We start from the raw sequence: 25867 nt of genomic DNA on the forward strand, positions 1-25867 counted from the left end.
ATGTATCCGTTTTAATTTTTAGTTGCATTCTCCAGTAGAGATTGCAACAGTTGCTGCGTTTTTAATCCTTCTAATCCATCTACAACAGGTTTTGTATCTCCGTGAACACATTCGATAAAATGATGAACAGCATCTTCAAAACCGCGCTGTTTTAACGTCGTATCCCATGATGGTGAACCGCTTTGCGAAACGGAGTTTTCTTGTTCAATTTCAAATGTGTTCATATTTTTTACGCGAATGATTTTCCCTGTTGTTACAAGTTCAATTTGTTCTAAGTTTGTACCGGCATGGCGATGCATCGCTGTTGAAAGTAACAGTCCATTTGCAGTTGTATATGTATGATGTCCGTAAAGAAGTTCATTCTTTTCATTAATTTGCATCATATTATGAACGACGTTAAGATCATCATTAGCTAACCAGCGAGCAGTATCTACAATATGTAAGTAATCATCTAACATAGTAAAGTCGTACGTATATGGCCCGACTTTATTTGTGCGGTGTTTTTCAATTCGAACCCATGAAATATCATGAGCTTGCTCTTTTGCAGCAACATACATAGGAACGAATCGGCGATTAAATCCGACCATTAACTTTCGGTTATGCTTTTCGCTCAACTCGACTAGTCGCTCAGCTTGTTCCACTGTAGCTGCTAGCGGTTTATCAACATAAACGTCGATTCCTTTTTTCAGAAGTTCAGAAACGATTTCATAATGTGTAGCAGTTGAACTGTGAACGAAGATTGCATCACATTCCGAAGCTAACGTTTCAATAGAATGGAAGTCTTGAATGCGGTATTGTTGGCAAACTTGTTTCCTTTTCTCTGCGTTAGGTGTAAACGCCCCTACAAAATTCCAATCTGTTTCTTTTGTAAGTGTTGGAAGATAGGCCTTTTGCGCAATACTTCCAAGTCCAATCATCCCAATTTTAGGTTTGTTCATGTTTATTCCCACCCTATTAATATTAATGTAACGGGTTAAATGTAGCATAGGGTGGGGGAGGAAGGCAAAAATTAGTTTTTTACTTACGCCCTTCTAACAAAATCTTCTCTATCTCTTCAAAGTTATGAGCGCGAGCATGCTCTAACGGGGTAACACCATCGTTGTCTGGAATATTTACATCTGCACCGTGCTCAATAAGAAGCTGAATGACTTGTTGCTGTGTTTCGTTTCCATTACTTAGTACGATGGCTTCCATTAAAGCGGTCCACCCGAGATTATTTACATGGTTAACATCAATAGTTGTTCGCGTAAGGAGTTCTTTAATAACATCAATATAGCCATGTTCTGAGGCGGGGATAAGAGCTGTTCCGCCGTAACGATTTGTAAGCGATGGATCTGCACCGGCATCAATCGTTAGTTTTAAAATATCAAAGTAACCTTCTGCACCGGCGTATAGAAAGGGATTGTTTTTCATATCGTCTTGGATATTTACGTCAGCACCAGCGTCGATAAGAGCTTTGGCGGTTTTTACATCATTTTTGTATGTAGAAATCATAAGAGGGGTACGTCCTTTACTGTCCGTTATATTTATGTCAGCCCCTTTTTTGAGTAACGATATAACAGTATTCGTTTCTTGTTTCTCAGTAGCTGCTAGTAGCGCTGTCTCCATGTTTGTCATCTCCTTTTTTACTTCTTGTTCTTGCGAGCATCCTTGCAAAAAAATTACGCAACAGATCATGCTTAATGTTTTTTTGAACATGGAATTCCAACCTCCTCATTTCAACTGTAAAATAAGAACATTAAATTTTTATAAACTGACGCTAAAATTACTATAAAATCGCTTGAGTATTTGAACATATATTTTTATGCTTATGAGTAATAAGGTTTGATAAAGTGAAACTTTAATCAGTGGGGGGTACCCCCCACTGATTATTAGTTGAACCAATCGGGCTTTTATGGGCAGTTGATCCCTACCTAACTTCGTTGCTTTCTCTGAATTTTGAGGTGGAGGGTCTTACTGCCCGTTAATGCGGGATAAAGTGAGGATGTAACATATGTCTATTAAAACAAGGTTTTTATTCTCTTATATCGCTGTTATTCTCGTTTCCATTACGCTCATATTAGTCGCGGGATTTTTAATTGTTTTTTCCATAACAGGAGACTTGGAATCAGTGAAAAATTTCTATAAAAGTTCCTATATTCAAAAGCCGCTTACACCAGAAGAAGAGAATACGTATATTGAATTGAAATTAGCGGCAAAGAAAAATCAATCACAACTATTAGATGAATCGTTCGTTTCATCACTTGAAAAAGAAGGTGTGAAAATAGTTGTAAGAAAGGGAGAAACGATTTCTTATGCTACAAAAATATTTGAAGGTGTATCTTTAAAAGAAGCCATTCCGAAATTTGAATCAGCAAATATTAATAGTCGTGGTACAACGGAACTAGGCGATACATTTTATCGATATGTAAAATTTGATTTTTATTTTCCCGGAGATGAAGAAGGGAGTATATTTGTACTAAAAAGGCAAAGTTCATTTGTCGATCTCACACAAAAATTATTTCCAATTTTGTTCGGAGGGCTTTTACTGTTAGCCATTTTACTCATAGGGTTATTAAGTTATTTCGTCTCAAGAAGTGTGATAAAACCAATTTTTGTATTGAAAGATGCGACTGGGAGAATTAAAGAAGGGGATTTAGATTTTCAAATTCCAGTTACATCCCATGATGAGATTGGGCAATTAAATCAAGGATTTGAGGAAATGAGGAAGAAGTTAAAAGGGTCGATTGAGATGCAAACACAATATGAAGAAAATCGAAAAGAGCTCATTTCAAACATCTCTCATGATTTAAAAACACCGATTACATCTATTATTGGATATGTAGAAGGCATAAAAGATGGAGTCGCAAATACGCCAGAAAAAATGGATAAGTATTTAACGACCATTCATACGAAGGCAAAGCATATGGATACACTCATTGATGAGCTCTTTTTGTTTTCGAAGCTGGATTTGAACCGAGTTCCATTTCAGTTTGAAACGATAGAGTTAAACGTGTTTATGCAAGAATTATTAGAAGAGATGCAGATGGATTTAAGTGAGGGAGGTATAGAAGTTTATTTACAATTACATTCATCACCACTATATGTAACGGCCGATTGTGAAAAGATAAATAGAGTGATATCAAATTTAATTCATAATAGTGTGAAATACATGGATAAAGAAGCGAAGAAAATTACTGTAACAGTATTAAGTGATAACAATAAAGTTATTGTAAAAGTGATGGACAATGGATCAGGTATAGAAGCTGATACGCTGCCGTATATATTTGAGCGGTTTTATCGTGCAGAGCAATCGCGAAATTCTAGCACAGGTGGAAGTGGACTTGGCTTAGCGATAGCGAAGCAAATTGTTGAAGAACATGGCGGGGAAATTTGGGCGGAAAGTAAGCTTGGGGAAGGTACAAGTATTTTCTTCTCATTGAAAAAAGTACAGGAATGTGGTGAGTAGAATGAAGAGAATTTTACTAGTAGAAGATGAAATAAGTATTGCAGAATTACAGCGAGATTATTTAGAAATTAGTGATTTTCAAGTCGATGTAGAGCATTCAGGTGAAATAGGTCTACAAATGGCTCTTCAGGAAGACTATGACTTAATTATTTTAGATATTATGCTTCCGAAAATGAATGGTTTTGAAATTTGTAAACAAATACGTGCTATAAAAGACATTCCTATTTTACTTGTTTCAGCAAAGAAGGAGGATATAGATAAAATTCGCGGACTCGGTTTAGGGGCGGATGATTATATAACGAAACCATTTAGCCCGAGTGAATTAGTAGCAAGAGTAAAGGCGCATATTTCTCGTTATGAAAGATTATCAGGAAATGTGAGTAAGCAACGCGATACGTTATACATTCATGGAATTTCTATTGACCAGCGAGCGAGAAAAGTTTTTATAAACAATGAAGAAATCGCGTTCACAACGAAGGAATTTGATTTATTAACATTCTTTGTAACGCATCCAAACCAAGTATTAAATAAAGAACAGTTATTTGAACGTATTTGGGGACTAGAATCAGCTGGCGATTTAGCCACTGTCGTTGTTCACATTAGAAAGCTACGTGAAAAAATTGAAAGAGATCCTGCTCACCCGCAATATATTGAAACAGTATGGGGAGCTGGTTATCGCTTTAACGTGTAATGTACCTGCCAAGTAATTGGTAGGTTTTTTATGTTATTCGAACAAAAAGGGAATAATAGGTAATTTATGTTAAAATATAAAGAGAGATAAAACATAGGAGAGCATGAGAGGGCGTGATACATTTTGGGAGATACATTAAAAGATAATAAATCAAACAAGGCTTTAAAGATTGGAACCAATATCATACTTATCTTATTAATTATCGGTGCAATACAAATGTTTTATGATGAAGATTCTACGAATGATCATTTCGGTTGGTTATTTATGATGGTCTTTTTTGGAAGTAAAATAATTTCTAATTTTATGATGAGTATAAAAGCAGGAGATAAAAAGTCGATATTCATTGATGTAGGCTTAATGATTTTTTTGTTCTTCTTGTTGTTTCTAGTGTGAAATATTTCTTTTGAAAAAAGTTCATATTCTTATAGAGGCTGTGAGCTTTCCTTAGTAATAACGGTACTAGTGTAACGATTTATAAAATGTTTGAGTAGTAGAAGTAAACTGAGCAGCTTCTTCTAAAAAAGGATAATGGTTACTCTCCTCAAATATCACAAAGATAGAATTATGTATACCCTCATGCATCTCGATAGAATATTGGATCGGGCACTGTACATCATGTCTTCCGCATATAATAAGGGTCTTTGTTTGGATGGAAGGTAAATTCTCTCTTAAATCAAATGACGGATATTCATTGGCGAAAGTGTTCATCCGGCTAGGGGACATTGTTTTTTGGATTGGTTTACAAAAATAAGAGTTGTAGTTTTCTGGTTTATACAATGATAATTTTGTTCTCTTAGTAGATAATTCTTTTCGTTCTGCATTTGTAAGATGAGGGCTTTTCAAGTTTTCGATGAGTTGTTGCATATAATGAAACTGAGGATGTGCTGGGTGATAAATGCAAAATAGTGTTTCGGTATAGTTACTTGCTGCGGCTCCGGCCATGACTAATGATTGTAAGGAATTTGGATATGTAATGGTATATAAAAGTCCAAGCATACCGCCTGTTGAGTGGCCAGCGAAATGCCATGTTGGGAGTTGTAAAGCTTCTCGTATTGCTTCTAAGTCGTGAACGGTTTCAATCATACTTAATTCTTTTTCTGAATGGGCTTTTGCTGAGTTACCAGCGTTTCGTAAATTAATGAGCAATACACGATGCGTAGCAGTGAAAACATCCGCAAAGTAATCGCCAGTTTCATTAAATTGTGAATAGTGATGTGTAATGCAAAGCGGTTCGCCATTTCCTTTTGTAAAGATTTCAAATGTGCCACGTTTCGTGTTGATTATTTGTTGTGTCCACATAATATCACGACCTTTTCTCATAAAAGTTGGACCGGCTAATTCTTAAATAAAATATATCAGCGAATCTCAAAATATATCGACTTACCGACAGAAAACGACAATAATAGCTAGCTATAAATAAAAGGAGGCTGTTCAAAAGCGAGCCTCCTCTCTGTTTAATATAAAGATTTTGTCATATTATTCCGAATAATTTCAAGAGATTTCGCTACAGTTAATGCATTTTTTTCTTCGATTTCTGGTTTTCTAGGGATAGGTTGATACATGTTGTTTGGATCTTCCCATGTAAGGGGAAGGTCGGTTTCTGCTTGTCCTTTCCAAGCGTCAATCCATTCTGGAGGGAGATAACCTGAGATGTTTTGGATGTTGTTCATTTCGAGCCAAATGAGTGCCCAAGCTCTTGGTACGACGCGCCAGTGATCATAGCCACCACCGCCGACAGCAATCCAGCGACCGTCGCAATATTCATTAGCGATTTCACGAGCGAGCTTCGGTATTTCACGGTAAATATTCATCGTTGCGCAAAGGTGTGTAAGTGGATCGTAATAATGTGCATCAGCACCATTTTGCGTTAAAATAATATCCGGTTTAAAGTATGCTGCCACTTCTTTTACAACTGTTCGATATGAATCTAAAAACGATTCGTCTTCTGTAAAAGCGTCGAGTGGAACGTTAAAAGAATAATTATATCCATTTCCTTGTCCACGTTCATTTACTGCGCCAGTTCCAGGGAATAAATAACGCCCAGTTTCGTGTAATGAAATGGTGCATACGTTAGGATCGTCGTAAAAAGACCATTGTACCCCGTCACCGTGATGAGCATCTGTATCAATATATAAAACGCGTAAACCGTATTTCTTCTGAATATATTTCATTGCGATAGAGCTATCGTTATAAATACAAAAGCCAGATGCTTTACCACGAAAGCCATGATGTAAGCCGCCGCCTAAATTGAGGGCGTGCTTTACTTTCCCAGAAATAACAGCATCGACAGCTGTTAATGTTCCGCCAACGAGTAATGCACTTGCTTCGTGCATATTTGGAAACATCGGTGTATCTTCTGTTCCAAGTCCGTATGTCATCGCAATTGATTTTTCTAACTTACCTTCTCCAGCAAGTTTTACCGCATTTATGTACTCCGCTGTATGAACGTAGGCAATCTCTTCATCTGTAGCCATCCGTGGCGCGATGACTTGAGAGGGAGAGATAAAACCGCTCTTTTGTAATAAATCATACGTGAGTGTGACACGCAGTTGGTTAAAAGGATGATCAGGGCTAAATGAATAGCCCCGAAAGTCATCCGAATAAATGAAGGCGCTACTCATGCTTGCATCCCCATTATGTTCGGCCATAAAACACGATAGCCTTCTGTTTCAAGTGCTTCAATCACCCTTAAAGGATTCATCGTTTGAATGCGGAAAACGAGTACTTTATCATTCTCATCTTTTGCTGGGTAGACGAGAACGCTCACAATATTTATTTGTAAATCACTAAAAATAGCAACGACTTTTCCGAGAATACCAGGTTCATTTTTCACTTGAATTTCAATTTGTGAACTCGGTTGATGAGCTCCTGTTAATTTTACTAACGTGTGCAGCACTGTAGATTCAGAAATGATACCTACGAGTTTTCCAGCTTTCGTAACAGGAAGACAGCCTATTTTATTTTCAAAAAATAAAGTCGCAATTTCCTCAACGAAATCGAGAGGGTGACAAGTCATAACAGGGTGTTTCATTATGAGTTCAAGCGGTTGCTTCAGCATATCGAGTGAAACTTGTTCATCTAAAATAGACGGACTTGCATCTCTTACATCCCGATCAGAAATAATACCTACGACATGATTATTTTGATCGACAATTGGAATGTGCCGAATGCCTTTCGTACGTATCGTTCGGATTGCTGTTTCAATTGTATCGTTTGGATGCAGTGTCACTACATCTTGATTCATAATTTCTTCTACAATCATTCCAGTTGCCCCCTTTATTAATACATAAAACGATTGTGAAAACGTAGACGATCGAATGCTTGAATGGAATCCGTATCAACACGTTTACCGATGCGGACCATTAAACAGTTGGCAGGATGTGAACAAATTTCAGGATCATCTGTAGCCATCCATTGTAAACCACCAGCATTCATCATTTTTTCCATTACTTTTCGGTATTCCCAAACATTTAAGCCTGTTTGTTTTAAATCCCAGTGCCAATAATATTCAGTCGTTAATATAATGTAATCTTCCATATGATCGTCCATCATTGAAACTTCTAATAAATTTTTTCCGACAGAGCAACCACGAAAGGCTGGGACAACTTCAATCGCCCCGAGTTCAATTAAGTTTTCAATCTTTCCTTCTGACCATCGCTCGAGCGGATCAGGATATAAGTATGTAACATACCCAACGATCGTTTGGTCATGTCTAGCAATAATGAGACGAGCTTCTGGTAATTTAGAAATTTCGACAATTGCTTTATATTGCTGCTCGGCAGGACGAAACGCAATTAAGTCTGGATGAAATTCATACATTTCAAGATTATGTGTAGAGACAGGACCTTCAATAATTAAAGTGCCTTTCGCTGTTTTTAAGTTTCTGGCATTATATATTTTTTTATGAATCAATTTATTGCTCACCACCTTGAGGGTTTGTGAATCTATTAATATCGTACTTTATAATATATGCGATGTGAATCGAATTTTGTCATTAAAAATTTGTCTAAAAATCAACAAAAATACTGAAAATTTTAAATAATGTCATTATAATAGATAATAGAATACATAGGAGGGGGATGTAAAGTATGAAAGTGGAAACGCTTCCTGTCATTAAAGGAGAAAATAATTTGCCGAATTATGAAGAGGCATACGCGAATTTTAACTGGGAAGAGGTTAATAAAAATTTTACTTGGAATGAAACAGGACGAGTAAATATGGCGTATGAGGCAATTGATAAGCATGCGAAATCAGATCGAAAGAATAAAGTAGCACTTTATTATCAAGATGGATCGCGAAAAGAGAAATATACGTTTAAGGAAATGAAGGATTTTTCTAATAAAGCAGGAAATGTCCTGAAAAACTATGGCGATGTTGAGAAAGGCGATCGCGTTTTTATTTTTATGCCGCGTTCCCCAGAATTATATTTCGCACTTTTAGGTGCAGTGAAATTAGGGGCAATTGTTGGACCATTATTTGAAGCATTTATGGAAGGCGCAGTTCGCGATCGTTTAGAAGATAGCGAAGCGAAGGTGTTAATTACAACTCCTGAATTGTTAGAGCGCATACCATTAAATGATTTACCTGCTTTAAAAACAGTCTTCCTTGTTGGAGAAAATGCAGAAGAAGGCGGTAAAACTGTAGCGTTCAATCCTTTATTTGAACAAGCTTCAAAAGAATTACATATCGAGTGGTTAGGCCGTGAAGACGGTTTAATTCTACATTACACATCTGGTTCTACTGGTAAGCCAAAAGGCGTCCTTCATGCTCAAAACGCAATGGTTCAGCACTATCAAACAGCGAAATGGGTATTAGATTTAAAAGAAGATGATGTATATTGGTGTACAGCTGACCCAGGCTGGGTAACTGGAACAGCTTACGGTATTTTTGCACCGTGGTTAGTGGGAGCATCAAATGTTATTTTAGGCGGGAGATTTAGTCCAGAGGCATGGTATGAAGCACTGCAAGATTACGGTGTAACAGTTTGGTATAGTGCACCGACAGCGTTCCGTATGTTAATGGGAGCTGGACAAGACGCAATTAAAAAATATGATTTATCACAAGTGCGTCACGTATTAAGTGTTGGTGAGCCATTAAATCCAGAAGTAATTCGCTGGGGTATGAGCGCATTTGGACTTCGTATTCATGATACGTGGTGGATGACAGAAACAGGCGGACAAGTTATTTGTAACTATCCTTGTATGGAAATCCGTCCAGGTTCAATGGGGAAACCAATTCCGGGTGTGAAAGCAGCGATTGTTGATAATGAAGGAAATGAAGTGCCTCCATACACAATGGGGAACTTAGCGATTGGTAAAGGTTGGCCATCTATGATGCGTGCGGTTTGGAATAACCCACAAAAATATGATTCTTACTTTATGCCGGGAGATTGGTACGTATCAGGTGACTCTGCTTATATGGATGAAGATGGATACTTCTGGTTCCAAGGACGTATTGACGATGTAATTATGACGTCAGGTGAGCGTGTTGGTCCATTTGAAGTAGAAAGCAAATTAATCGAGCATGCTGCTGTTGCAGAGGCTGGTGTAATTGGTATTCCTGATCCAGTGCGCGGAGAAATCATTAAAGCATTTATCGCGCTTCGAGCAGGATACGAACCATCTGATGAATTAAAAGAAGAGATTCGTCAATTTGTAAAGAAAGGCCTAGCAGCTCATGCAGCGCCAAGACAAATTGAATTTAGAGATAAATTACCGAAAACGAGAAGTGGTAAAATTATGCGCCGCGTATTAAAAGCGTGGGAGCTAAACTTACCAACAGGTGACTTATCAACGATGGAAGATTAAAAGAGGAAGGGTCTGAACAAGTAATATGTTCAGACCTTTCTTTTTTTATGTTATGATGTAGTTGTTCAACTTATATATATGAGTTAAAGGGGATAGTATGATGAAAACAGAAAAGGAAAAGATGATACAAGGGGAAATGTACATACCGGCTGATCCCGTTTTAGTAAAGGACAGGGAGCAAGCTCGTATATTAACGAGAAAATTAAATGAAACACCAGAAGTAAAACTAGAAGAACGTAGTGCAATCGTAAAAGAATTATTCGGAACGACTGGAGATAACATTCATCTTGAATCTTCTTTTAGATGTGATTACGGTTATAACATTCACGTTGGTGAAAACTTTTACGCAAACTTTGACTGTACGATTTTAGACGTATGCCCGGTGACAATCGGAGTGAACTGTATGTTAGCTCCAGGTGTTCACATTTATACAGCAACACACCCGCTTGACCCAGTAGAGCGTATAAGCGGATCAGAATACGGAAAACCAGTTACAATTGGTGATAACGTATGGATTGGCGGAAGAGCGATTATTAATCCTGGTGTCACAATTGGAGATAATGCTGTCATCGCATCTGGTGCTGTTGTAACGAAAGATGTGCCGGACAATGTAGTAGTTGGCGGGAATCCTGCGAGAATCATAAAAAAAATAAAATAATATTTGAACGAAGCGCCTTCCTCGTCTGTATACATTTATGAAAGAATAGATGAGGGAGGCTTTTTTATGTCTAATAAATTACTTCTTGCTTTTGCCGTAATTGGAATTATCGTCGTATTTTCTTGTGGTTTGCTATTACCGATGCCAATCGGATTTAAAGTATCAATGATTACAGCCGGTGTCATGATGATTGTTATGTTTTCAATCATTATTCCGTTTGATAGAAAACATATAGTACGGAAAAAAGGATATAAAATTGATTTTACAAAAACAAAAGTGTATTTTCGCTGGAATGTATTTGATACGATTTCGGCTTGTTTGGCAGTGTATGCGTGCGTATGTGTGCAAGCATTAAATATTTTAGTTTCAACCGGACAGACAATTCAAAACCCGTATGTTCAATTTTTTACGAATCAATCGCAAGTATGGATTATTGTCGCAAGTTGCTATTTAATTTCCCGCATTTCATTAACGTTAAAAGGAATAAAGGAGATCAAAAATCATGGCGCAGATTGGGATTGAGGAAGAGCTCATGCTTGCGTATCAAAGTGGAGATAAGCAGGCAGGAGAAAAACTATATGTTTTGATCAAACCAGCGCTATACACATTTTTATATCGATTTAACCGAGATGAACAATTAAGTATCGATCTCGTGCAAGATACATTTTTGACATTAGAACGAAAGAAACATATGTATGAACCTGAAAAAGGTAAAATAAAAACGTATTTATTTCAAATTGGTTATCGTCTTATGATTAATAAATTAAATAGAAGAAAAAAGTGGCGTACGCTTTTGCCATTTTTAGTGCCGATTCAGGAAAAAGAATTTTCTCACGAAGATCGGCTCACAGTAAGAGCGGCAATTTTGAAAGTTCCTGAAGAACAGCGAGCTGTCCTTATTCTTTCTTATTATCATGATATGCAGCAAAAAGAGATTGCGGAGATATTAAACATTCCGGTTGGAACAGTGAAGTCGAGACTCCATAACGGGATAAAGAAATTGAAACAATTGCTGGAGGTGGATGAAATTGAGCGAAAATCCCTTTAAGAGTGAATATAAATTAAAGCATCATTTAGATAGTGATCATGTAGAAATACCAAATTTTCCAAAAACGGTAAGTCGCTTCGATCGATTAATCGGATTTCTTGGTTCTCCAGCGAAAGATCCTGTGGAGGCGACGATTGGCAATGATTTATCGGTTATATTTCATGTGTCGTTATTAGTTGGGGTTCCAATTCTTTCTCTTATTACGATACTCTTTGCGACGTTGTAAAGGATTGGAAAGAAGAGAAACTCGACCTCTATTTGACACGCCTATATAAATGATGGTATAAAGAAAAGTATATGAATAATTGAGCGTGGAAAGGGAGAAGTAGTGATCATTTCCCTGTTATAGAGAGCTGATGGTCGGTGAAAATCAGCACATAGATGATCGCGAATTACGCCCCTAGAGCATCTTTTTTCGATTGAGTTATATTCAAAAGGGAAAAGACGGTGCTAAGCCGTTATGTAAATAAGGTGGTAGGCTTTTTTGTCTGCAACTAGGGTGGTAACGCGATGATCAAAATCGTCCCTTATTTAAAGGGGCGATTTTTTTATGTTTTCAACCTTCACGCCAGTAATGAACTTAAAGGAGAGTATGTAGGATATGGGTATTTTACAAGATCTTGAATTTCGCGGTCTAATTAACCAGCAAACAGATGCTGAGGGCCTTGAGCAATTATTAGAAAAAGAAAGCGTTAAATTATACTGTGGTTTCGATCCGACAGCGGATAGCTTACACATCGGTCATATGTTACCAGTATTAATGTTACGTCGTTTCCAATTAGCTGGTCACCAACCAATCGCACTTGTTGGCGGTGGTACTGGTATGATCGGTGACCCAAGTGGTAAAAAAGCAGAGCGTACATTAAATACGAAAGATACAGTTGCTTACTACACGGAAAGCATTAAAAACCAACTTTCAAACTTCTTAGAGTTTGAAAACGTGAACAACCCAGCAACGATGGCTAACAACTATGACTGGCTTGGTAACTTAGATGTAATTTCATTCTTACGCGATATCGGTAAAAACTTCGGTTTAAACTATATGTTAGCAAAAGATACAGTAGCATCTCGTTTAGAAACTGGTATTTCATTTACTGAGTTTAGTTACATGATTTTACAATCATACGACTTCTTAAACTTATACCAACAACACAATTGCCGTCTTCAAATCGGTGGTAGTGACCAATGGGGTAACATTACAGCTGGTCTTGAATTAATCCGTAAATCAGAAGAAGACGCGAAAGCATTCGGTTTAACAATTCCGCTAGTTACAAAATCTGACGGTACGAAGTTTGGTAAAACAGAGGGCGGCGCAATTTGGTTAGACCCAGAGAAAACAACTCCTTACGAGTTCTACCAATTCTGGATCAATACAGATGACCGCGATGTAGTTAAATACTTAAAATACTTCACATTCTTATCTCATGAAGAAATTCTTGAGCTTGAGAAGCAAGTAACTGAAGCACCAGAAAAACGTGCAGCACAAAAATCATTAGGATCTGAAATGACAAAACTTGTTCACGGCGAAGAAGCGTTAGAGCAAGCAATTAAAATTTCAGCTGCACTATTCAGTGGCTCTGTAGCAGAACTTACTGCAAGCGAAATCGAGCAAGGATTCAAAGACGTACCATCTGTAGAACGTACTGCAGAAGATACAGTATTAATCGACTTACTTGTAGAAAGCAAAATTTCACCATCTAAACGTCAAGCACGTGAAGATGTAACTAACGGTGCAATCTACGTAAACGGTGAGCGTACACAAGCGTTAGACTACGTTGTAACAGAAAACGACCGCATCGAAGGTAAATTCACAATCATTCGCCGCGGTAAGAAGAAATATTTCTTAATTCGTTACTAATCAGAAACGAATGTAAAACAAATAGTACCCCGAATGGTAGGCTGAAAAGTCTATCGTTCGGGGTTTTTATGTATGCATTTAAATTGCCTCATGATTTCTTTTAAATAGAATATGAAGAATTAATACGAGCATGTAAAGTAAGCTAATTAGCATAACGACAAATGCCCCGGGATAAAATTTTGCCGCATATATAAAGAAATCGATTTGATAAATATCGTCATAATGTGAAACGTACCCTTTAAAATAATTCGTAAACTTAGCGCTATATTTCCATTCATCAGGATAATCTATTAAATTACTCCCTTGATACCAACTAATCAAAGCTGAAGTAATAAACAGCATAAATGAACTACCTAATTGAACCATTTGGTTTATTGTCAAAATGAATCAACCTCCTATATTATGGATATTGTAGCGTGCATTCACATTCCTGGAACCTTTTTGTTGTAATCTCCTTTTCGAGTTCATACGGAAATCACATGTAAGCGGTATGATAAATGTATAACAAATAGAAAGGAGTGGTAAAACAAAATGTCACTAGAAGCGCTCATTATTTTTTCTTTGCTAAACGCTGGTCAGCTTGCAGAGCATTCGAAGGTTGATGTACATAAAGAGCAGAAAGATGCTTATGTATATGTTCAAAAAGAGGAAAATAAATAATTTTAATATATAAATAAAAGCTACCAGAGAGAACGTTTTAGTTTCTTTGGTAGCTTTTTCTATTGAGATATAATTTGGAAGTAATGAAAAAAGGAGTAGTCTGAAAATGAAATGATTATATGTTTAAGGGAATAAGTATAACAGCATGTAATGAAGATGGATTATAAAATTTTGCACAATAAACGGAGATAGTATTAAAGAGAATCCAATCGTTGGAATGAATAAAAGAGAAGTAAGGATGATTATCCATAACTCATGAAAAAACTTCCTTGAAGTATCTTACTATACATACGACATTTATATAAATAAAAAAAGCCCAGGCCCCTTGATAAACAAGGTTCCTAAGGCTTTTAATAATACTCTTTGCAGAGTACCGAGATTAACGAGAGTAGAACTCTACGATTAATGCTTCGTTGATTTCAGCTGCTAACTCAGAACGCTCAGCGTGACGAGTGTAAGTAGCTTCTAACTTATCAGCATCGAAAGTTAAGTATTCTGGTACGAAGTTGTTAACTTCGATCGCTTCTTTAACAACAACAAGGCTGTTAGATTTTTCGCGAACGCTGATAGTTTGGTTAGGTTTAACGCGGTAAGATGGGATATCTACGCGAGCGCCATCAACCGTGATGTGACCGTGGTTTACTAATTGGCGAGCTGCACGACGAGTGCGAGCTAAGCCCATGCGGTAAACTAGGTTGTCAAGACGAGCTTCAAGAAGGATCATGAAGTTTTCGCCGTGCTTACCAGGCATTTTACCTGCTTGGTCAAATGTGCGACGGAATTGACGTTCAGTCATGCCGTACATGTGACGAAGTTTTTGTTTCTCTTGTAATTGTAAACCGTATTCTGAAAGTTTCTTACGTTGGTTAGGACCGTGAGGACCTGGTGCGTAAGGGCGTTTTTCTAATTCTTTTCCTGTGCCGCTTAGAGAGATTCCAAGACGACGAGACAGTTTCCATGCTGGACCTGTATAACGAGCCATAGTTGACTCCTCCTTTAAAAATGTTTTTATTTTCGTAAAATAAAAACAGACGTAATCGATATTTACGGGTATTTTGTTTTCATGTACCTTCGCTCCAGCAGCAGGGAGTTACGAGATACACCTCCGCAGAGGAACAAAATACAAACGATAAACTCACATTACAAGGCTGCCTTTTTATTTTACACAAACGCTATTATATCTTTTACTTACAGTTTCGTCAAGAGACTCCCTTTTTGTTTTATGCAGATAAATTTTGGAAATTAACAAGAAGGAATTTAAAACAATATAAAAGAAATGATAGAAACACAAATAAAACGCTTACATAAAATGTAGTAAAGACGTTCATCAGATTTTTCCTGGTGGATATGTGGAAATAAAGACATGAGGGGGATGTTTTTATGAAAAAGAAACATATAGAGACAGCATTAATTCATCACGGATATGAATCAAATGAAAATAAAGGGAGTTTAACACCACCTTTATTTCAAACTTCTACATTTACGTTTGAGACAGCACAGCAAGGAGAAGCGAGTTTTGCGGGAGAAGATCCATCTTATATTTATTCAAGGCTTGGGAATCCAACTGTGAAATTATTTGAAGAACGTATGGCTGTTTTAGAAGATGGAGAGGAGGCGCTGGCGTTCGGTTCAGGTATGGCAGCCATTTCAGCAACTTTAATCGGTTTTCTAAAGGCTGGAGATCATATTATTTGTTCAAATGGATTATATGGATGTACGTACGGTTTTTTAGAAGTATTAGAAGAGAAATTTATGATTACGCATTCGTTTTGTGATATGGAGACAGAGACTGATATTGAAAATAAAATTCGTCCAAATACAAAGCTCATTTTCGTTGAAACACCGATAAATCCAACGATGAAATTAATTGATTTAGAAAAGGTGATCGGGGTAGCGAAGCGCAATGATTTGCTTGTTATTGTCGATAATACGTTTTGTTCACCTTATTTACAAAGACCTCTTGAACTTGGTTGTGACGCCGTCGTTCACAGTGCGACAAAATATATTGGTGGTCACGGGGATGTTGTAGCGGGTGTAACAATTTGTAGAACGAAAACGTTAGCTGATAAAATTCGTCCGATGCGAAAAGATATCGGCGGTATTATGGCGCCGTTTGACGCGTGGTTATTGTTACGCGGATTAAAAACATTAGCAGTAAGAATGGATCGGCATTGTGATAATGCGGAAAAAATTGTATCGTTTTTGAAAAATCATGAAGCAGTAGAAGGTGTTTGGTATCCGGAGGGAGAATTAGCATCCCGCCAAATGAAACGAGGCGGGGGCGTTATTTCTTTTTCAATTAAAGGCGGGAAAGAGGAAACACAGTCGTTTATCAATGACCTCCATTTTATTACAATTGCCGTAAGTTTAGGTGATACAGAAACGTTAATTCAGCATCCAGCGACGATGACGCATGCAGCTATTCCAGCTGAACTAAGAAAAGAAATGGGTATTTTCGATAATTTAATACGCCTATCTGTCGGCTTAGAATCATGGGAAGATATCGTTTCTGATTTAGAACAGGCGCTAAAGAAGATATCTACTGTTAGTAATCAATAAAGTGAAACTGTAATCAATGGGGGTTTTGTCCATCCCCTGCTGATTATTAGCCCTCACAAATCGGGCTTTTACGGGCAGTTATCTCCCACCTAACTTCCTTGTATTCGCCGAATTTACTGCCCGTTAATGCGGGATAAAAAAGAGTGAGCTATCGGTTTCGTACGTTACGTACGTAATCGATAGCTCACTCTTTTCTTTATTAAATATGTTTTAGGAGTGTTTCCACAAACTTTTCTAAATAGTGCTGATCTACTTCATCGAAACGATTTTTTTCAGGACTATCAATATCAAGCACACCAATGATATTTCCTTCTTTCATAATCGGTACAACGATTTCAGAATTAGAGGCACTATCGCAAGCGATATGTCCTGGGAATTGGTGAACATCTGCTACAAGTTGCGTTGTTTTTGTTTCAGCTGCAACGCCGCAAACACCACGTCCGAACGGAATACGCACGCAAGCTGGCATCCCTTGGAATGGTCCAAGAACAAGTTGATTTCCTTCTGTTACATAAAAGCCAACCCAATTAACGCGATCTAAAAATTGATTTAATAGTGCGGACGCATTTGATAAGTTTGCGACTACGTTCGGTTCGCCAGTTAATAATGCATCCAGTTGTTTAATTACTGTCTCATATTGCTCTTCACGAGATCCTGCATAACTTTCTTTTGTAAACATGGAAACAACTCCCTTTTTAGCGAGATATGTAAAACGATAGCAAAATACGATGTATTTCACATGACTTTGTCGATAGAAAATTAAAGGAATTTGTCTTAAAAGTCAAGAAATTTAAACTATAGCTGTTCAGTGAGAGGAAGTGAGCGCATGAAACAGACGAAACAAAAAGTAATTGATGCGGCAATATCGTTGTTTAACACGAAAGGTTATGATGGAACGTCGGTGCGAGAAATTGCAAAGCGAGCGGATGTGAATGTAGCGAATATTTCATATTATTTTGCTGGAAAGCAAGGGTTATTAGAACAGCTTATTACTGATTTTTTAGAAGGATATATTCACGTAATTGAAACGTCATTTGAACAGAGAGAATATTTACCGGCTAAAGATGTGATGGTGCAAATGGTGCGCGGGATTTTACGATATCAATTTGATAATAGAGAACTGACACGTTTTTTTTATAGAGAGCTTTCGCTTGATACGACATTAATTCGTGAAGTGATGACCGTTTATTTTTCTAGAGAAAGATATTATATAGAGCAAATCATTAAACAAGGACAAATGAAGCAAGAATTTAAAAAGGTATCTTTTACAATGTTTATGACGCAATTAAAAGGCATGATGAATATGCCGTTTTTATATCCACAATATATATCAGAGGTGCTACACTCATTTCCGTCTGAGACGTTTTTCTTAGAAATGTATACGAAGGAAATTGAGCAATGGATGGAACGAACATTATATAAAGCGAGTATGTATTATGAACTACCAAGAGCTGTTCATATGTGAAAAATCCCCACCTAACGAACTGAGGTGGGGATTTTTATATGTTGTTTTCTTTGCCATAAATTGTTGCATACTAGCGCAATAATTATTAATGAACAGCTAATTGTATACCTAGAAATATGTGATGTAAGGAAAATGATTATGAATGTGTTTCAATGTATGGGCGCGAAACCAATAATTGCGGTTGAAACATCTTATGCAGAACCGATGATTGCGATGGTAGGAGCTGGACTTGGTATAACATTGCTTCCGGAAACCGCGTTACAGTAAGCCGTAATGCAAGGTAACGTACGTGCGATTTCTGTAGAACCACCACTAATGCGAAAGATTTATTTCGTCTCTCATATAAAAGAGAGCTCGTTATCTTGCATTAACTGCCCGTAAAAGTCTTACCTTTATTGCATTCATTTGAGGACGGATAATGGAATAAGTGGAATATTAAGAAATATTACAATCACATGTAAAGAAACATGAAATTTTAAAAAAAACTAGGTCAAAAACACGTCATTACATGGTATGATTAGAACATTGTTAGTTGTTAAATATAGGGGAATTCCCTTTTTATACATAATGCCTTCCATTTCATAAACGGAACGGACAAAAAAAGAGATATAACTAGGAGGCTTTTTTGCATGGATTCTATCCTGACGATCGTTATCATTGTAGTAAGCTCTATTCTAGTGCTGCTCATGATAGAGCTTGTGATAAGAAATCGTTCATATAAAGATATTGAAGCACTGGAGCAGTGGAAACAAGAGATAAAAGATAAACCTGTGGCAGATGAACTAAAGCGGGTAAAAGATTTAAATATGACAGGTCAAACAGAAGAGCTGTTTGGTAAATGGCGTGAAGAGTGGGATGAAATTGTATCAACAACTCTTCCGAAAGCTGAAAAAGATTTAGGGCAAGCGCGAAAATTCGCCTCGCAATTCTCCTTCCGCAAAGCAAAGCATGCGATGAAAGAATCCATAAGTGGTTTAGATGACGCTGATAATCGTATTACAGACATTTTAAATGAATTACAGCAACTGTTAGAAAGCCATGAGAAAAATAGCGCGGAAATTGAAGGGTTACGTGATACATATCGTAGTATGAAAAAGAGCGTTCTTGCTCATCGACACATGTATGGAGCAGCTGAGCAAAAAATTGAAGAGATGTTAGATGTTGAATCCGAGAAGTTCAAAACTTTTGAAGAGGCAACAGATAATGGTGATTATTTAAAAGCGAGAGAAATTGTTATTAGTTTAGAAGAAGGCTTAGCAAGTTTAGAAATCGTTATTCATCAAATTCCGGATTTATTGGTAGAGTGTCAAGCGACATTACCAGTTCAGCTGGAAGATTTATTACAAGGCCATGATGATATGATAAGACAAGGCTATGTATTAGAGTATTTGGAAATCCCTAAAGAAGTCCGCGATATGACGACACAACTACACACATGTTTAATGGATATACAGGAACTTCATATAACAGAAGCAGCAGAAAAAGTAGAGAACTTAAAAACTCGTTTAGACAGTTTTTATGATCAACTTGAACAAGAAGTGCATGCGAAACATTATGTGGAGCAAAAAACACTGTCTGTTTATGAAGATTTAGAAGAAATTCGTACAGAAACAATTGAAACGAAAATAGAAACACAACTTGTGAAACAAAGTTATCAATTACAAGACAAAGATATTGAGTCACAAAAAGTAATTGAAAAGCAAATGCATATTTTAATGAAACGTTTTGAAGTGTTACAAATACGCGTTGCTGAACAAGATATTGCATTCTCTATCATTCGTGAGGAACTAGAAGAGGTTTATGAGCAATGTGAAACTTTAAAAGTACTTCATGCAGAATATAAAGAAATGCTGCAAACGATGCGCAAAGAAGAATTTGAAGCACGTGAGAAGTTACAAGAAATGCGAAATACAATTTTTGAGACGAAACGTTTTATGCAAAAGTCGAATTTACCAGGTCTTCCAGAGAGTATTATGGAAGATTTACAAAAAGGGCAAATGGCGATGCAAGCTGTATATGAGCAATTAGAAGTAAAGCCGTTAAATATGAATACTGTAAATAGCAGTTTAGAAGAAGCATACACAGTTGTGAATGGTGTATCTGAAATGACAGAAGAAGTAATTGGACAAGCTTATTTAGTTGAAAAACTAATTCAATACGGTAACCGATACCGCAGTCATGATGAGAATCTTGCAGAAAGCTTAAATTATGCGGAGAAATTATTCCGTGAATATCAATACGATGCAGCTTTAGAACAAGCGGCTTCTATATTAGAGCAACTTGAACCTGGTGTTGTTCAAAAAATAGCTGAATATGTAGACAATGAGCAAACCCTTTAATAAAGGGTTTGTTTTTTTGTGTAATTTTGAAGTCGATGTTGCTATAATGAATAGCGGAATACAGTAAGGTTGTTCGTTTCAAAATAAAGTGAAACCATAAGTGATGGGGTTTCATCCACCACTGATTATTAATCTTCACCACTCAGTATGCCTGCAAATGGCCGGGGGAAATGTACACTTTTATATAAAAACGGAACCTTTGAGTAGTCTTAGCGTAATTACACGTATTTGTGATATGATTATATGATGTGATAGCGCTGAAAGGGGAAGAACGATGATCTATTTTGATAATAGTGCGACGACGAAGCCATATCCAGAAGCGCTTCAATCGTACGTAACGGTTGCAGGGAAATATTTTGGTAATCCTTCTTCTATTCACTCGCTTGGAGGAGAGGCAGAGCGTCTATTAACACAATCGAGAACGATTGCGGCACAGCTCCTTCACGTTAAACCTTCTGAAATTATTTTCACATCAGGTGGAACGGAAGGGAATAACCTTGCGATTAAAGGGATAGCGATGAGGAATCGTTCGCGCGGCAAACATATCATTACAACAAATATTGAACACGCGTCTGTGTTTGAAGCATATAAACAATTAGAAGATCTCGGTTTTGATGTAACGTATTTACCGGTTAACGAGCACGGTGTTGTATCGGTAGAAGATGTAAAACGAGCACTTCGTGAAGATACGATTCTTGTGTCAATTATTCACGTGAACAACGAGACTGGAGCGATTCAGCCCGTTGCTGAAATTGGAACATTATTAACGAACTATCCGAAAATAAGATTCCACGTGGACCATGTACAAGGGATAGGAAAAGTACCACTTGATTTATACGCTTCTCATATTGACCTTTGTTCAATATCTGGACATAAATTTCATAGCGTAAAGGGGACAGGTCTTCTTTACGTACGTGATGGTGTAAGATTAGATCCAATCTTATCAGGTGGTCAACAAGAGCTCAAGTATCGTTCAGGTACAGAAAATTTACCTGGTATTGTAGCGATGGTGAAAGCACTTCGTATGACGATGGAACAAGTGAAAGAAAAGATAGTTCATTTGCAAAATTTACAAACAGAGCTGGTCCGTTTCTTTAAAGAGATGGAAACTGTAACGATTAATACATCACTTGAATATGCGGCACCGCACATTTTAAATGTATCATTTGTCGGTTTAAAACCAGAAGTAGTCGTTCATGCTTTAGAAGAGCATGGTGTATATGTATCGACGAAGTCTGCTTGTTCTTCAAAAGCAAATGAAGTGAGCAGAGTACTAGTGGCAATGGGAGTACCGCACGCCGCAGCTACAAGTGCGATTCGCATTAGTCTAGCACCAGACAACACGATGGAAGAAGTAAAACAATTTGAAGGTATTGTTAAAGAGACGATGCCAAAATTATATGAAGTGATGAGGTAAAGAAATATGATGACATATGAATATATTTTAGTTCGTTATGGAGAAATGACGACAAAAGGAAAGAACCGTTCTAAGTTTGTAAGTACGTTAAAAGATAATGTGAAATTCAAATTAAAAAAATTCCCAAACATTAAAATTGATGCAACACATGATCGTATGTACATTCAGTTAAATGGTGAAGACCATGAAGCAATTTCTGAAAGATTGAAAGATGTATTTGGTATTCATAAGTTTAACTTAGCAATGAAAGTACCATCAGAATTAGAAGATATTAAAAAAGGTGCATTAGCAGCTTTCTTACAAGTAAAAGGTGATGTGAAAACATTTAAAATTACAGTGCACCGCTCTGATAAGCGCTTCCCAATGAAGACGATGGAGTTACTTCCAGAAATCGGTGGGCACATTTTAGAAAATACAGAGGATATCACAGTAGATGTTCATAATCCAGATGTGAATGTACGTATAGAAATTCGCAGTGGTTACAGCTATATTATGTGTGGTGAGCACATGGGAGCTGGCGGTTTACCAGTTGGCGTTGGCGGAAAAGTAATGGTACTTCTTTCTGGTGGTATCGATAGCCCGGTAGCAACTTACTTAACGATGAAACGCGGCGTATCTGTGGAAGCAGTTCACTTCCATAGTCCACCTTTCACAAGCGAGCGCGCGAAACAAAAAGTAATCGATTTAGCACAAGAGTTAACGCAATACTGTAAACGTGTAACACTTCATCTTGTTCCATTTACTGAAGTGCAAAAAACGATTAATAAAGAAATTCCATCTAGCTATTCTATGACAGTTATGCGTCGTATGATGATGCGTATTACAGAGCGTATTGCAGAGGAGCGTAATGCACTTGCAATTACGACTGGTGAAAGTCTTGGACAAGTAGCGAGCCAAACGTTAGATAGTATGCATACGATTAACGAAGTGACAAACTATCCTGTTATTCGTCCGCTTATTACGATGGATAAATTAGAAATTATTAAAATTGCAAAAGAAATTGGAACGTATGATATTTCAATTCGTCCATATGAAGACTGCTGTACAGTGTTTACACCAGCAAGTCCATCGACGAAACCGAAGCGTGAGAAAGCAAATCGTTTTGAAGCGAAGTACGATTTCGCGCCGTTAATTGAAGAGGCTGTAGCGAACAAAGAAACAATGGTATTACAAACAGTAGAAGTAGTGGCTGAAGAAGAAAAATTCGAAGAACTTTTCTAAACCCATAAATTACCACATTCAAATGTGCATGAAGTCATGTTGTTTATCACACTCTATACTCACAAGGAGGTGATACAACATGGCAAGCACAAATAAATTAGCAGTATCTGGTGCTCAAGCAGCATTAGATCAAATGAAATACGAAATCGCTCAAGAGTTTGGTGTTCAACTTGGAGCTGATGCAACATCTCGCGCTAACGGATCTGTTGGTGGCGAAATTACTAAACGTCTAGTTTCACTAGCTGAGCAACAATTAGGCGGTTACCAAAAATAATCCCATATACGATGGCTTAGAAAGAGCGGGTTCTCCCGCTCTTTCTTTTTGTCGTTTTCGTCGTTATTTGCCGATGAATCGTTATGTTAAAAACATCGTCGCTATACATTCATACATCAATTCGACATAAATATAAAAAAATTGTCAAAAGAAGAGGGTTCAAAATTTACTGAAAATTCTTTATTATATAAGGGAGGCATAGAAATAAAGGAGGATGTTATATGAAGAGAGAGGAATTGTTAGCGCCGCCGTCTTATAATTTAGTTTCGGAAATAGAGAAATATACGAGTGATAAAGAGAAGCTTGCTTTAATTTGGCAAGATGATAAAGGGAATAGACGAGAGATTACATATTTTGAATTAATGCAAGGTGCGAATAGAATTGGAAACGCTTTTATAAAAAGTGGCTTACAAAAAGGGGACAAGCTCCTTATTATGATGCCGCGCTTAATTGAAGCTTACATGACGTATATTGCTGCGATTAAAGCAGGATTTGTCGTTATTCCAAGCTCAGAAATGTTGCGTAAAAAAGATATTGAGTACCGTATTGGGCACGGAGAAGTGAAAGCAATTGTAAGTTACGAACCGTATATTGGACAATTCGACGGCGTAGAAGCGGTGGAATCTCTTCAAAAATTCGTTTTGAGCGAGCGTTCAGTAGATGGTTGGAAAAATTTAAAAACAGCATTAGAAACAGAAAGTGACATGTTAGAAATGGCGAAGACAGATAAAGAAGATATGGTCTTTTTATCTTATACGTCAGGGACGACAGGAAATCCAAAAGGAGTTGTTCATACGCATGCATGGGCATACGCTCATTTACGTACAAGCGCTCCGAACTGGCTCGGAATTGAAGGAAATGATGTTGTATGGGCAACGGCTAGTCCAGGTTGGCAAAAGTGGATTTGGAGCCCGTTTGTAGCGACTCTCGGTTCAGGTGCAACAGGATTTGTATACAATGGTAAGTTTGAACCAAAAACGTATTTAAATTTATTAGGCGATAATAAGGTGAATGTGCTTTGTTGTACGCCGACTGAGTATAGATTAATGGCAAAGGTAGAAAATTTAAGTGAGTACAATTTAGAAGCGTTACATAGCGCTGTATCAGCTGGTGAGCCGTTAAACAGGGAAGTTATTGAAACGTTCCAAAGGCATTTTGATATTACGGTAAGAGACGGCTATGGGCAAACGGAAAACACATTACTCGTTGGGATAATGAAAGGGATGGACATTAGACCAGGATCAATGGGAAAACCGACGCCGGGAAACCATGTTGATATCGTAAATGAAGAAGGAACTCCTGTACAGGTAGGAGAAGTTGGCGATATTGCAGTTCACATTGAAACACCAGCCCTCTTTAAGCAATATTATAAAGATGATGAGCGCACAGCGATGCAATTCCGTGGTGATTATTATATTACGGGTGATAAAGCGAAAAAAGATGAAGAAGGCTATTTCTGGTTTGAAGGGCGCGGTGATGATATTATTATTAGCTCTGGCTATACAATCGGCCCGTTTGAAGTAGAAGATGCGCTTGTAAAACATCCTTACGTAAGAGAATGTGCGGTTGTTGCAAGCCCTGATGAAATTCGCGGAAGTGTCGTGAAGGCATTTATCGTATTAAGAGAGAATATAGACAAGAACGAAGAAACATTAATTCCAGTGCTCCAACAACACGTCAAAGAATTGACTGCACCATATAAATACCCTCGCAAAATTGAATTTGTAGATGAACTACCAAAAACGATTTCCGGAAAAATTCGCCGTATTGAACTTAGAAAACAAGAAATGGAGCTTCCTTCAAAATAATTTTGAAAATAGGGGAGTAAATAGTTGAATGAAATGTAAAACGATGATATTATAAAAACGAACACAAGTTCGATTTTATAAACTAAAAAAAGAGGTGTCCGTATGATTTTAGGTATTAATCCGTACTTAGTTTTAGATGGTAGTGGGCAAGAAGCTGTACAGTTTTACAAAGAGGCGTTAGACGCAAAAGTAGAAGTAATGCAAACTTTTGGTGACATGCCTGAAAATCCAGAATACCCAATGCCAGCTGAAGCGAAAGAGCGCGTTTTACATGCTACTTTAAAAGTTGGTAATACGGACCTTATGATTTCTGATACATTCCCAGGTCAAGGGCATGCAATCGGATCTCAAGTAACAATCGCAATTCAAATTAATAATGCAGAAAAAGCGAAAGAAGTATTTGATAAGTTACAAGAAGGTGGAGAAGTTATTATGCCACTTCAAGAAACTTTCTGGAGCCCAGCATACGGACAACTAAAAGATAAATTTAACATTGAATGGCAAGTTACAACGAACCCTACTGAACAAAATTAATTTTTGGAAAAGCACCATTTTTAATCGAAATGGTGCTTTTTTTATACGCTCTAATTTCGTAGACTAAAGGAAAAGGGGGA

General features: G+C 37.3%; 27 protein-coding genes, 1 pseudogene and 1 other annotated feature. Of the genes and pseudogenes, 19 read left to right on the plus strand and 9 right to left on the minus strand.

The genetic code is table 11. From position 1 onward, the window contains the following. Window positions 1-11: 11 nt before the first annotated feature. On the minus strand, window positions 12-938 hold the full coding sequence (locus MKX66_RS23915; RefSeq protein ID WP_002143411.1) for a Gfo/Idh/MocA family protein: 927 nt from the start codon (window positions 936-938) through the stop codon (window positions 12-14). Window positions 939-1017: 79 nt separating this feature from the next. After that, the gene (locus MKX66_RS23920) at window positions 1018-1698 is read right to left on the minus strand and encodes an ankyrin repeat domain-containing protein (RefSeq protein WP_201064229.1); all 681 of its coding nucleotides are present in this window, start codon (window positions 1696-1698) and stop codon (window positions 1018-1020) included. Between the two features lie 295 nt (window positions 1699-1993). Between MKX66_RS23920 and MKX66_RS23925 the strand changes: the two genes are divergently transcribed. The 3 genes from MKX66_RS23925 (at window position 1994) to MKX66_RS23935 (ending at window position 4532) form a co-directional block, all read left to right on the plus strand. Beyond that, entirely contained in the window at window positions 1994-3448 is a 1455-nt protein-coding gene (locus MKX66_RS23925) for a sensor histidine kinase (RefSeq protein WP_002034337.1), read from the plus strand. A gap of 1 nt (window position 3449) precedes the next feature. Continuing rightward, window positions 3450-4139, plus strand: coding sequence for a response regulator transcription factor (locus MKX66_RS23930; protein ID WP_002034338.1), 690 nt, complete (start codon window positions 3450-3452; stop codon window positions 4137-4139). A gap of 123 nt (window positions 4140-4262) precedes the next feature. Continuing rightward, a complete protein-coding gene (locus tag MKX66_RS23935; RefSeq protein ID WP_341087247.1) occupies window positions 4263-4532 on the plus strand; it encodes a hypothetical protein in 270 nt (89 codons plus the stop codon). A 66-nt stretch (window positions 4533-4598) separates the two neighbouring features. Here the strand turns inward: MKX66_RS23935 and MKX66_RS23940 are convergent, their stop codons facing one another. The 4 genes from MKX66_RS23940 to acuA form a co-directional block, all read right to left on the minus strand. After that, window positions 4599-5459 (minus strand): alpha/beta fold hydrolase, encoded by an 861-nt coding sequence (locus MKX66_RS23940; protein ID WP_341087248.1) that lies wholly within the window; start codon window positions 5457-5459, stop codon window positions 4599-4601. Between the two features lie 134 nt (window positions 5460-5593). Then, a complete protein-coding gene (gene acuC / locus MKX66_RS23945; protein WP_341087249.1) occupies window positions 5594-6760 on the minus strand; it encodes an acetoin utilization protein AcuC in 1167 nt (388 codons plus the stop codon). Then, window positions 6757-7401: an acetoin utilization AcuB family protein gene (locus MKX66_RS23950; protein ID WP_000634567.1), complete on the minus strand. Its 645-nt coding sequence runs from the start codon at window positions 7399-7401 to the stop codon at window positions 6757-6759. The genes acuC and MKX66_RS23950 overlap by 4 nt, the downstream gene beginning before the upstream one ends. 17 nt (window positions 7402-7418) lie before the next feature. Beyond that, complete coding sequence (acuA, locus tag MKX66_RS23955; RefSeq protein ID WP_002112293.1) at window positions 7419-8051, minus strand: acetoin utilization protein acetyltransferase AcuA; 633 nt, start codon at window positions 8049-8051, stop codon at window positions 7419-7421. A 176-nt stretch (window positions 8052-8227) separates the two neighbouring features. Here acuA and acsA point away from each other — a divergent pair, with 176 nt between their 5' ends. From acsA to tyrS, 6 genes are all read left to right on the plus strand, one after another. Beyond that, on the plus strand, window positions 8228-9946 hold the full coding sequence (gene acsA, locus MKX66_RS23960; RefSeq protein ID WP_341087252.1) for an acetate--CoA ligase: 1719 nt from the start codon (window positions 8228-8230) through the stop codon (window positions 9944-9946). A 100-nt stretch (window positions 9947-10046) separates the two neighbouring features. After that, window positions 10047-10604: a maltose acetyltransferase domain-containing protein gene (locus MKX66_RS23965; protein ID WP_002129424.1), complete on the plus strand. Its 558-nt coding sequence runs from the start codon at window positions 10047-10049 to the stop codon at window positions 10602-10604. Between the two features lie 66 nt (window positions 10605-10670). Beyond that, window positions 10671-11126: a hypothetical protein gene (locus tag MKX66_RS23970; protein WP_002143400.1), complete on the plus strand. Its 456-nt coding sequence runs from the start codon at window positions 10671-10673 to the stop codon at window positions 11124-11126. Continuing rightward, on the plus strand, window positions 11107-11652 hold the full coding sequence (locus MKX66_RS23975; protein ID WP_002143399.1) for an RNA polymerase sigma factor: 546 nt from the start codon (window positions 11107-11109) through the stop codon (window positions 11650-11652). Before MKX66_RS23970 ends, MKX66_RS23975 begins: the two co-directional genes overlap by 20 nt. Continuing rightward, window positions 11633-11878: a hypothetical protein gene (locus MKX66_RS23980; protein WP_240380509.1), complete on the plus strand. Its 246-nt coding sequence runs from the start codon at window positions 11633-11635 to the stop codon at window positions 11876-11878. The genes MKX66_RS23975 and MKX66_RS23980 overlap by 20 nt, the downstream gene beginning before the upstream one ends. Before the next feature lie 77 nt (window positions 11879-11955). Then, window positions 11956-12183 (plus strand) — a binding site (T-box leader). 70 nt (window positions 12184-12253) lie between these two features. Beyond that, entirely contained in the window at window positions 12254-13510 is a 1257-nt protein-coding gene (gene tyrS / locus MKX66_RS23985) for a tyrosine--tRNA ligase (RefSeq protein WP_193652352.1), read from the plus strand. A gap of 78 nt (window positions 13511-13588) precedes the next feature. Here the strand turns inward: tyrS and MKX66_RS23990 are convergent, their stop codons facing one another. After that, window positions 13589-13891 carry a YjdJ family protein gene (locus tag MKX66_RS23990; RefSeq protein ID WP_341087256.1) on the minus strand — a complete coding sequence of 101 codons (303 nt, stop codon included), beginning with the start codon at window positions 13889-13891 and terminating at the stop codon, window positions 13589-13591. Window positions 13892-14041: 150 nt separating this feature from the next. On the opposite strand from MKX66_RS23990, the gene MKX66_RS23995 reads away from it, so the two are divergent. Further along, entirely contained in the window at window positions 14042-14170 is a 129-nt protein-coding gene (locus MKX66_RS23995) for a hypothetical protein (RefSeq protein WP_000050938.1), read from the plus strand. A gap of 379 nt (window positions 14171-14549) precedes the next feature. Here MKX66_RS23995 and rpsD read toward each other — a convergent pair whose 3' ends face one another. Further along, window positions 14550-15152: a 30S ribosomal protein S4 gene (gene rpsD, locus MKX66_RS24000; RefSeq protein ID WP_002015568.1), complete on the minus strand. Its 603-nt coding sequence runs from the start codon at window positions 15150-15152 to the stop codon at window positions 14550-14552. Window positions 15153-15550: 398 nt separating this feature from the next. On the opposite strand from rpsD, the gene megL reads away from it, so the two are divergent. Beyond that, complete coding sequence (gene megL, locus MKX66_RS24005) at window positions 15551-16729, plus strand: methionine gamma-lyase (protein WP_044442168.1); 1179 nt, start codon at window positions 15551-15553, stop codon at window positions 16727-16729. Between the two features lie 199 nt (window positions 16730-16928). Here megL and MKX66_RS24010 read toward each other — a convergent pair whose 3' ends face one another. Next, window positions 16929-17408: a GAF domain-containing protein gene (locus MKX66_RS24010; RefSeq protein ID WP_002138633.1), complete on the minus strand. Its 480-nt coding sequence runs from the start codon at window positions 17406-17408 to the stop codon at window positions 16929-16931. Window positions 17409-17555: 147 nt separating this feature from the next. Between MKX66_RS24010 and refZ the strand changes: the two genes are divergently transcribed. From refZ to MKX66_RS24050, 8 genes and pseudogenes are all read left to right on the plus strand, one after another. Beyond that, window positions 17556-18194: a forespore capture DNA-binding protein RefZ gene (gene refZ, locus MKX66_RS24015; protein ID WP_033709497.1), complete on the plus strand. Its 639-nt coding sequence runs from the start codon at window positions 17556-17558 to the stop codon at window positions 18192-18194. Between the two features lie 87 nt (window positions 18195-18281). Beyond that, window positions 18282-18575, plus strand: a pseudogene (locus tag MKX66_RS24020) (LysR family transcriptional regulator substrate-binding protein); the annotation flags it as partial. A 248-nt stretch (window positions 18576-18823) separates the two neighbouring features. Further along, the gene (gene ezrA / locus MKX66_RS24025) at window positions 18824-20533 is read left to right on the plus strand and encodes a septation ring formation regulator EzrA (RefSeq protein WP_033709498.1); all 1710 of its coding nucleotides are present in this window, start codon (window positions 18824-18826) and stop codon (window positions 20531-20533) included. A gap of 274 nt (window positions 20534-20807) precedes the next feature. Further along, a complete protein-coding gene (locus MKX66_RS24030) occupies window positions 20808-21950 on the plus strand; it encodes a cysteine desulfurase family protein (RefSeq protein ID WP_033731427.1) in 1143 nt (380 codons plus the stop codon). A 6-nt stretch (window positions 21951-21956) separates the two neighbouring features. Beyond that, window positions 21957-23171, plus strand: a complete 1215-nt coding sequence (gene thiI / locus MKX66_RS24035; RefSeq protein WP_002034334.1) for a tRNA uracil 4-sulfurtransferase ThiI — start codon at window positions 21957-21959, stop codon at window positions 23169-23171. A 79-nt stretch (window positions 23172-23250) separates the two neighbouring features. Then, window positions 23251-23445: an alpha/beta-type small acid-soluble spore protein gene (locus MKX66_RS24040; protein ID WP_000168891.1), complete on the plus strand. Its 195-nt coding sequence runs from the start codon at window positions 23251-23253 to the stop codon at window positions 23443-23445. A 221-nt stretch (window positions 23446-23666) separates the two neighbouring features. Next, window positions 23667-25253 carry an acyl-CoA synthetase MbcS gene (gene mbcS, locus MKX66_RS24045; RefSeq protein WP_002034333.1) on the plus strand — a complete coding sequence of 529 codons (1587 nt, stop codon included), beginning with the start codon at window positions 23667-23669 and terminating at the stop codon, window positions 25251-25253. 102 nt (window positions 25254-25355) lie between these two features. Beyond that, a complete protein-coding gene (locus tag MKX66_RS24050; protein ID WP_341087257.1) occupies window positions 25356-25787 on the plus strand; it encodes a VOC family protein in 432 nt (143 codons plus the stop codon). The last annotated feature ends 80 nt before the right edge of the window (window positions 25788-25867 follow it).

Origin of the sequence: Bacillus sp. FSL R9-9530, assembly GCF_038008145.1 — a bacterium.
Lineage (GTDB): Bacteria > Bacillota > Bacilli > Bacillales > Bacillaceae_G > Bacillus_A > Bacillus_A mycoides.

What these genes read in the sequence shown, in the direction of transcription:
- MKX66_RS24040 (WP_000168891.1), top strand. Translation starts at nt 23,251, where the DNA reads ATGGCAAGCACAAATAAATTAGCAGTATCTGGTGCTCAAGCAGCATTA.
- mbcS (WP_002034333.1), top strand. Translation starts at nt 23,667, where the DNA reads ATGAAGAGAGAGGAATTGTTAGCGCCGCCGTCTTATAATTTAGTTTCG.
- MKX66_RS24050 (WP_341087257.1), top strand. Translation starts at nt 25,356, where the DNA reads ATGATTTTAGGTATTAATCCGTACTTAGTTTTAGATGGTAGTGGGCAA.
- MKX66_RS24010 (WP_002138633.1), bottom strand. Translation starts at nt 17,408, where the DNA reads ATGTTTACAAAAGAAAGTTATGCAGGATCTCGTGAAGAGCAATATGAG.
- rpsD (WP_002015568.1), bottom strand. Translation starts at nt 15,152, where the DNA reads ATGGCTCGTTATACAGGTCCAGCATGGAAACTGTCTCGTCGTCTTGGA.
- MKX66_RS24030 (WP_033731427.1), top strand. Translation starts at nt 20,808, where the DNA reads ATGATCTATTTTGATAATAGTGCGACGACGAAGCCATATCCAGAAGCG.
- MKX66_RS23970 (WP_002143400.1), top strand. Translation starts at nt 10,671, where the DNA reads ATGTCTAATAAATTACTTCTTGCTTTTGCCGTAATTGGAATTATCGTC.
- ezrA (WP_033709498.1), top strand. Translation starts at nt 18,824, where the DNA reads ATGGATTCTATCCTGACGATCGTTATCATTGTAGTAAGCTCTATTCTA.
- thiI (WP_002034334.1), top strand. Translation starts at nt 21,957, where the DNA reads ATGATGACATATGAATATATTTTAGTTCGTTATGGAGAAATGACGACA.
- megL (WP_044442168.1), top strand. Translation starts at nt 15,551, where the DNA reads ATGAAAAAGAAACATATAGAGACAGCATTAATTCATCACGGATATGAA.
- MKX66_RS23925 (WP_002034337.1), top strand. Translation starts at nt 1,994, where the DNA reads ATGTCTATTAAAACAAGGTTTTTATTCTCTTATATCGCTGTTATTCTC.
- MKX66_RS23995 (WP_000050938.1), top strand. Translation starts at nt 14,042, where the DNA reads ATGTCACTAGAAGCGCTCATTATTTTTTCTTTGCTAAACGCTGGTCAG.
- MKX66_RS23930 (WP_002034338.1), top strand. Translation starts at nt 3,450, where the DNA reads ATGAAGAGAATTTTACTAGTAGAAGATGAAATAAGTATTGCAGAATTA.
- tyrS (WP_193652352.1), top strand. Translation starts at nt 12,254, where the DNA reads ATGGGTATTTTACAAGATCTTGAATTTCGCGGTCTAATTAACCAGCAA.
- MKX66_RS23950 (WP_000634567.1), bottom strand. Translation starts at nt 7,401, where the DNA reads ATGATTGTAGAAGAAATTATGAATCAAGATGTAGTGACACTGCATCCA.
- acuC (WP_341087249.1), bottom strand. Translation starts at nt 6,760, where the DNA reads ATGAGTAGCGCCTTCATTTATTCGGATGACTTTCGGGGCTATTCATTT.
- refZ (WP_033709497.1), top strand. Translation starts at nt 17,556, where the DNA reads ATGAAACAGACGAAACAAAAAGTAATTGATGCGGCAATATCGTTGTTT.
- MKX66_RS23940 (WP_341087248.1), bottom strand. Translation starts at nt 5,459, where the DNA reads ATGAGAAAAGGTCGTGATATTATGTGGACACAACAAATAATCAACACG.
- acsA (WP_341087252.1), top strand. Translation starts at nt 8,228, where the DNA reads ATGAAAGTGGAAACGCTTCCTGTCATTAAAGGAGAAAATAATTTGCCG.
- MKX66_RS23965 (WP_002129424.1), top strand. Translation starts at nt 10,047, where the DNA reads ATGAAAACAGAAAAGGAAAAGATGATACAAGGGGAAATGTACATACCG.
- MKX66_RS23915 (WP_002143411.1), bottom strand. Translation starts at nt 938, where the DNA reads ATGAACAAACCTAAAATTGGGATGATTGGACTTGGAAGTATTGCGCAA.
- MKX66_RS23975 (WP_002143399.1), top strand. Translation starts at nt 11,107, where the DNA reads ATGGCGCAGATTGGGATTGAGGAAGAGCTCATGCTTGCGTATCAAAGT.
- MKX66_RS23920 (WP_201064229.1), bottom strand. Translation starts at nt 1,698, where the DNA reads ATGTTCAAAAAAACATTAAGCATGATCTGTTGCGTAATTTTTTTGCAA.